General features: G+C 73.9%; 8 protein-coding genes. 3 read left to right on the top strand and 5 right to left on the bottom strand.

Translation table 11 applies throughout. From position 1 onward, the window contains the following. Positions 1 to 214: 214 nt before the first annotated feature. Together AA75_RS10820 and AA75_RS51765 are read right to left on the bottom strand one after the other, a co-directional pair. Positions 215 to 1,690 (bottom strand): cytosine permease, encoded by a 1,476-nt coding sequence (locus tag AA75_RS10820; RefSeq protein ID WP_051812107.1) that lies wholly within the window; start codon positions 1,688 to 1,690, stop codon positions 215 to 217. Positions 1,691 to 1,896: 206 nt separating this feature from the next. Continuing rightward, positions 1,897 to 2,031, bottom strand: coding sequence for a DUF6126 family protein (locus AA75_RS51765; protein ID WP_233288981.1), 135 nt, complete (start codon positions 2,029 to 2,031; stop codon positions 1,897 to 1,899). Between the two features lie 193 nt (positions 2,032 to 2,224). Here AA75_RS51765 and AA75_RS10815 point away from each other — a divergent pair, with 193 nt between their 5' ends. Further along, positions 2,225 to 3,007: an SGNH/GDSL hydrolase family protein gene (locus AA75_RS10815; RefSeq protein WP_033819676.1), complete on the top strand. Its 783-nt coding sequence runs from the start codon at positions 2,225 to 2,227 to the stop codon at positions 3,005 to 3,007. Between the two features lie 118 nt (positions 3,008 to 3,125). Here the strand turns inward: AA75_RS10815 and AA75_RS10810 are convergent, their stop codons facing one another. Beyond that, entirely contained in the window at positions 3,126 to 3,536 is a 411-nt protein-coding gene (locus AA75_RS10810) for an organic hydroperoxide resistance protein (protein ID WP_033819675.1), read from the bottom strand. A gap of 131 nt (positions 3,537 to 3,667) precedes the next feature. Here AA75_RS10810 and AA75_RS10805 point away from each other — a divergent pair, with 131 nt between their 5' ends. Beyond that, positions 3,668 to 4,198, top strand: a complete 531-nt coding sequence (locus AA75_RS10805; RefSeq protein WP_051812106.1) for a MarR family winged helix-turn-helix transcriptional regulator — start codon at positions 3,668 to 3,670, stop codon at positions 4,196 to 4,198. A gap of 21 nt (positions 4,199 to 4,219) precedes the next feature. Here AA75_RS10805 and AA75_RS10800 read toward each other — a convergent pair whose 3' ends face one another. After that, positions 4,220 to 4,492 carry a DUF2630 family protein gene (locus tag AA75_RS10800; RefSeq protein WP_033819674.1) on the bottom strand — a complete coding sequence of 91 codons (273 nt, stop codon included), beginning with the start codon at positions 4,490 to 4,492 and terminating at the stop codon, positions 4,220 to 4,222. A gap of 242 nt (positions 4,493 to 4,734) precedes the next feature. Here AA75_RS10800 and AA75_RS10795 point away from each other — a divergent pair, with 242 nt between their 5' ends. Further along, a complete protein-coding gene (locus tag AA75_RS10795; protein ID WP_033819673.1) occupies positions 4,735 to 5,124 on the top strand; it encodes an SCO5389 family protein in 390 nt (129 codons plus the stop codon). A gap of 86 nt (positions 5,125 to 5,210) precedes the next feature. Here the strand turns inward: AA75_RS10795 and AA75_RS10790 are convergent, their stop codons facing one another. Beyond that, entirely contained in the window at positions 5,211 to 5,819 is a 609-nt protein-coding gene (locus AA75_RS10790) for a TIGR03086 family metal-binding protein (protein WP_051812105.1), read from the bottom strand. Positions 5,820 to 5,851 lie beyond the last annotated feature (32 nt).

The following is a 5,851-nucleotide window of genomic DNA, read 5'->3' as shown; positions in this document are numbered from 1 at the left end:
CTCGCGCCGGGCCCGCGCACCAGCGGCTGGCCCCCGGCCCACAGCCGGGCCGGCCTCGCCACCATGGTCGCCGCCGCCGGCACCGCCGCCTCCGCGGTGTCCTCGCTCAACGCGGCCGTCGCCCTGCTCCTCCTGCTCAAGGCCGCCACCCCCCTCTGACCGCGCCCTCCCCGACCGTGGCCCGCCGCACCTGCGCGAAAGCCCCGCGGCCCGGTCAGGTACGCGGCCCGACCCCGGCCCGGGCCGTACCGGCCGCCGCCGTCGGCCGCCCGGTCGGGCCGCGCTGCCGGCGGGAGAGCCCCAGGTACAGCAGCGCCGCCACCGCACCGGAGAGCAGGAAGCTGACGTCGATCCCGCCGGTCAGCGGGAGCAGGAAGCCGTGGTAGACGGGCGTGTCGACGCCGCACAGGCCGACCGCGCTGCCGGCCGCCCAGGCCACCGTGGCCGGGATGTTCCAGCCCGTGCGGTACCAGTAGATGCCGCCGCGGGTACCCCGGTTGTAGACCTGCAGCGACTGCCGGTCGTAGTCGCCGCGGCAGCGCACGTGACCGATCAGGGTGATCACCGCCCAGGGCGCGCCGATCGCCGTCAGCACCAGGACGAACGAGGTGACGGCGGACTGCGCGTTCCACACGAAGTGCCCGAGGAAGACCAGGACCGTCCCGAGCCCGGCCACCACGTAGGTGGCCTGCAGGCGGGTGGCGCGGGGCAGGATGGCGTCCAGGTCCAGCCCCATGCTGTACAGCATCAGGCCGGTGTTCCCGGCGCTGCCGAGCAGGCCGTTGAGCAGCAGCGGCACCAGGAACCAGAGCGGCGCGCCGGCGATCAGCCCGCCCACGTAGTCCTGGCCGCCGCCGGTCGCGATGGCCGTGAAGGTGCCGAACAGCTGCGGGATCAGCAGTCCCGCGAACAGCCCGAGCACGGTGGAGCGCAGCACCTTGCGGCCGCTGTGCCGGGCGGGCGAGACGTACCGGGTGTAGTCGCCGAGCAGGGTGATGAACGCGATCGGGCCGCTCAGCCCGGCCGCCACCACCGACAGCAGCCAGGTCGGCCAGAAGCCGCCGAGCAGGTACGAGCCGTGCGCCGAGGCGTCGAACTGCGGCGCGAAGGCGAGCAGCCCGGCCAGCAGCAGCGCGCCCATCGCCCACATCAGCACCTTCTCCAGCCGCAGCAGCAGCCGGTAGCCGAAGACGGCGGCGGTCGCACTGAGGGCGGCCAGCACGGTGTAGGTCGCGACGTACGCGGGGCCGTGGGCGGGCAGGCCGAGCAGCCGGTTGAGCGCGCCGACCACCACGTCGCCGCCGACCCACAGCGACAGCGCGGTGTACCCCAGCGACAGCAGCAGGCCGACGACCGAGCCGATCAGCCGTCCGCGGACGCCGAAGTGCGCCCCGGAGCTGGTGGAGAGGTTGGTCGCGGTGCGCAGCGAGACCAGGGCCAGCGGCGCGGTCAGCGCGATGCCGAGCACGGTGCCGACCACCACCGAGCTGGTGGCGGCCCAGAAGGAGAGGCCGAAGGAGACGGGCAGCCAGCCGAAGACGACGACGCCGAAGGCGAGGTTGGAGCCGATCAGGATGGTGAGCACGTCGCGCGGGGTGCTGGTGCGCTCCGCCTCCGGGATGGTGTCGACGCCGTGCTGCTCGATCAGGGCGTGGCCGGTGGCGGCGGACGTGGCTTGGGGCTGCGGCATCGTCTTCCAGGTGTTCCGTGCGGCGGAACGGGGAGAGCCGCCGGCTGGTTCCGGGGCGGACCGGGCCGCACCGTCCGTTCATGCTCTGTTTCCGGACGTGTCGGACACAACGGGCGATCCTCCACACCGGTGGACGGATTCCCCACGAACGGCTGTGCGGTCGCACCAGCCGCGGTGGTGGGCGGCGGACCCCGGCAGGGGGCGGCTCAGTGGTGGCGGCCGCCGAGGGCGAAGAGCAGGATCACGAAACCGGCGAACAGGTGGGTGCCCGCGATGTAGATCGAGGCCCGGATCATCATGGCCCGGCGCCGGGTCTTCTCGTCGTGGACGGCGTCGGACATGGGACGGGACTCCTGGTCTGGCCGGGCGGGCCGGACGGCCCGGACGGGTCCGCCGGCCGGCGGTCCGCGGCCTCCACCCTACGGTCCGGCCGCCCGCGCGGACCGGCCCCGCGGGCACCGTGGCGGAGATCACGCTCCGCACCGGGCCACCTACGGTGGCGTAAGTCACTTCACAAGGTGAACTATCTTCACCATGGCCGATCACCAGGAGACCCCTGACCTTCACTCGTACGTCGCCCTCGGCGACTCCTTCACCGAAGGCCTCAACGACCCGGGCGAGGACGGCCGGTTCGCCGGCTGGGCGGACCGCCTGGCCGGAATGCTCGCCGACCGCGACCCCGTCGGCGGCTTCCGCTACGCCAACCTGGCCGTCCGCGGGCGCCTGCTCGACCAGATCAGCGCCGAGCAGGTGCCGCAGGTCCACCGGATCCAGCCCGACCTGGTGACCTTCTGCGCGGGCGGCAACGACATCCTGCGTCCGGGCAGCGACCCGGACGAGGTCGCCGAGCGCTTCGAGCGGGCGGTGGTGGAGCTGCGGCGCAGCGCGGGCACGGTGCTGGTGTGCACCGGTTTCGACACCCGCGACGTGCCGGTGCTGCGCCACCTGCGCGGCAAGATCGCCACGTACAACGTGCACCTGCGGGCCATCGCCGACCGCAACGACTGCGTGGTGGCCGACCTGTGGTCGCTGCGCTCGGTCCACGACCGGCGGGCCTGGCACGACGACCGGCTGCACCTGTCCCCCGAGGGCCACCAGCGGGTCGCGCTGCTCGCGGCCCGTTCGCTCGGACTGCCGGGCACCGACGACCCCGAGGCGCCGTGGCCGGCGATTCCGGCGCCGACCCCGGCGGAGCAGCGCCGGGAGAACCTGCAGTGGGCCCGGACCTACCTGATCCCGTGGGTCGGCCGGCGGCTGCGCGGCGAATCCTCCGGCGACCACGTCGAGGCCAAGCGCCCGGAGCTGCTCCCGCTCTGACCCGCGCGGCCGACGCCCGGCTCCGCGTGACGCAACGCCCGAGGGCCCGTACCACCGCGAAGTGGTACGGGCCCTCGGGCGTTGCCGCGTCGCCTGCGGCCGGGCTTCCCCGCCGGACCTACTCGACGACGAGCTCCACCGGGATGTTGCCGCGGGTGGCCTTGGAGTACGGGCAGACCTCGTGGGCCTGCTTGACCAGCAGCTCACCGGTCTCGCCGGCGAGGGCGTCCGGCAGCTCGACGCGCAGCGTCACGGCCAGGCCGAAGCCGGTGTCGTCCTTGCCGATCGAGACCTCGGCGGTCACCGAGATCTCCCCGGTGTCGACCCGGGCCTGCCGGCCGACCAGGCCCAGCGCGCTGGCGAAACAGGCCGCGTAGCCGGCCGCGAACAGCTGCTCGGGGTTGGTGCCCTCGCCGTTGCCGCCGAGCGCCGGCGGCATCGCCAGCGCGAGGTCGAGCCGGCCGTCGGAGCTGACCGTGCGGCCCTCGCGGCCGTTGGCGGTGGCGGCAGCCGTGTACAGCGCGTCCATCAGGGGTTCCCTTCGTCGCCTTCGACGGCCCGCCGGAGTCTTCGGGCCGCCCTCACGACCACAAGTAGAGCACACAACTGAATTGCGCACAACTAAATCGTCGGCGACAGCCTCCCGGTACCCTGGGAGCCATGACCACGCTCTCCGAGCTGCCGGACGCGGAGCTGCTCAGCCTCGACCGGCAGATCTGCTTCTCCCTGCATGCCGCCGCGCGTGCCTTCGGCGGCGTCTACCGGGTCACCCTGAAGGACCTCGGCCTGACCTACCCGCAGTACCTGGCGATGCTGGTGCTCTGGGAGCACGGCGAACTCCCGGTCAAGCAGATCGGCGAGCGCCTGCGCCTCGACTCCGGCACCCTCTCCCCCCTGCTCAAGCGACTGGAGGCGGCCGGCCTGGTCCGCCGCGAGCGCAGCGCCGAGGACGAGCGCTCGGTCACCGTCAGCCTCACCGAGGCGGGCGCCGCCCTGCGGGAGCAGGCGCTCCAGGTGCCCCGCCGGATCAGCCGGGCGACCGGCCTGGCGCTCACCGACCTCACCGAGCTGCGCACCATGCTCGACCGCGTCACCGCCGCCCTCGACGCGGCGGTCCTGGACATCGCGGCGCTCGACGCCACAGCCCTCGACGCCGCCGCCCTCGACATCGCGGCCCCCGAGGAGTCCTGAGCCTCCGGGCCCGCCCCGGCCTCAGGACTCGTACTGCTCGACCTCTTCGACGCTGCGCACGCTCGCCAGGTTGGGATCCTCACCGGCCTCCTTGCGCGCCCGCCGCTGGCGGAGCAGGTCCCAGCTCTGGTCGAGCTGCTGCTCGATGTCGCGCAGCCGCTGCCGCTCGGTGTCGGCGTCGATCCGGCCGTCGGCGAGGAGCGCCCGCAGGTCACGCTCGGCGGCGACCATGTCGCTGATCCGTTCCAGGATCCGCCGGTCCGCCTCCGCCCCCAGGTCCGGTTGCTGTGTCATGCGACGCCTCCTCGGGCCGGCCCTCCTCGGTGTGGCTCCAGCCTAGGAACGGCCGCAGCAGCACGCGACCGCAGCCGGTGCGCGGCAGCCCCGCCCGTCCGGCCGAAGCCCGGTCGGCCCCGCGGGCCCCACCTCGCAAGGCCGCCGACCCGGACGGCTCAGCAGGGATTTGACAGTGCGTCAGCGGAACACCAGGATCCCGAATTGGAAATGACTTTCACTTCTAAGAAGGAGCTGGTCCGATGTCCCTCGACGTCTCCCCCACCCTGCTGGCCCAGGCCGAGCGCGACGAGGTCGACGAGAGCGCGTTCGTCGACACCGTCCGCACCTCACTCCCCTACGCCTACCGGCTGATCTCCCGGCTGACCGGCGAACTGCGGGGCGGCACGGCCGAGTTCGCCGACAACACCACCGCCCCGACCGAGGCGGAACGCGCCCAGCTGCTGCGGGCCCTGGCCAGCGACGCGATCCGGAGCAGCCTGGAACGGCACTTCAACGTCCGCCTCGCCTTCCAGAACTGCCACCGCGTGGCGGTCTTCCATCCGGGCGCCGAACAGGGCGAGACCTACCGGCGGTTCACCTCGGTCCGCGCCCAGCTGCTCAACCAGTCACCGGAGTTCCGGGACTGCTGACCCCCGGCGCTGGGCACGGCCGGTACGCGCCGGCCGCCCCACGGCGACCGCCGGGCTCCGGGGCGCCGGCCCCACGGCCCCGAGCCTCAGCCCGGCGGCGACCAGCCCGGATCCCGGCCCGCCAGCCCCAGCAACCGGGTCTGCGGGTCGGCGTCCGGGCCGGTCGGCACGGCGGTGGCGAACATGCCGGTGGAGGACAGGTCGCCGTAGGCCACCACCTCGGCCAGGACGAACCCGGCGGCCGCCGGCGTCATCCGGCCCGCACCGCCGAGCGCCCTGGCCAGGTCCCAGCCGTGCACCACGGCGTCCACCGCCATCTCCCGGCAGTAGCCGAGCGCGTCCCGGTCCGCGTACGACAGGTGGACGGTGCGGTCGAGCGCCCCCGGCGCGGTGAAGGCCGCCGTGGCGGCCCGCACCGCCGAATCCCAGGCCTCGGCCGGGTCGTCCCCCAGCACGTCCCCCTGGTACCTGGGCCCGACCTGCGACACCGTGAGCCCGGCGAGCATCTCGGGCACCCACAGCTGCTCCGCCGTCAGGTGGTTGACCAGGTCCCGGACGGTCCACTCGGTGCACGGCGTCGGCAGCCCCCACTGGCGCGCCAGAACCATGCCGACCAGCCGGCCGAACTCCTCCACCGCCTCGGTGTAGCGCTCCAGCACCTCCCGGTGCGCGCCGTTCGCGTGATGACATGCCATGAACCCACCCTCCTCCCCCTGCCCCGCCCCGG

Origin of the sequence: Kitasatospora sp. MBT63 (assembly GCF_000710465.2) — a bacterium.
Classification (GTDB): Bacteria; Actinomycetota; Actinomycetes; order Streptomycetales; family Streptomycetaceae; genus Kitasatospora.
The sequence above is the reverse complement of the archived record's forward strand: the minus strand, read 5'-3'. Positions and strand labels throughout refer to the sequence as shown.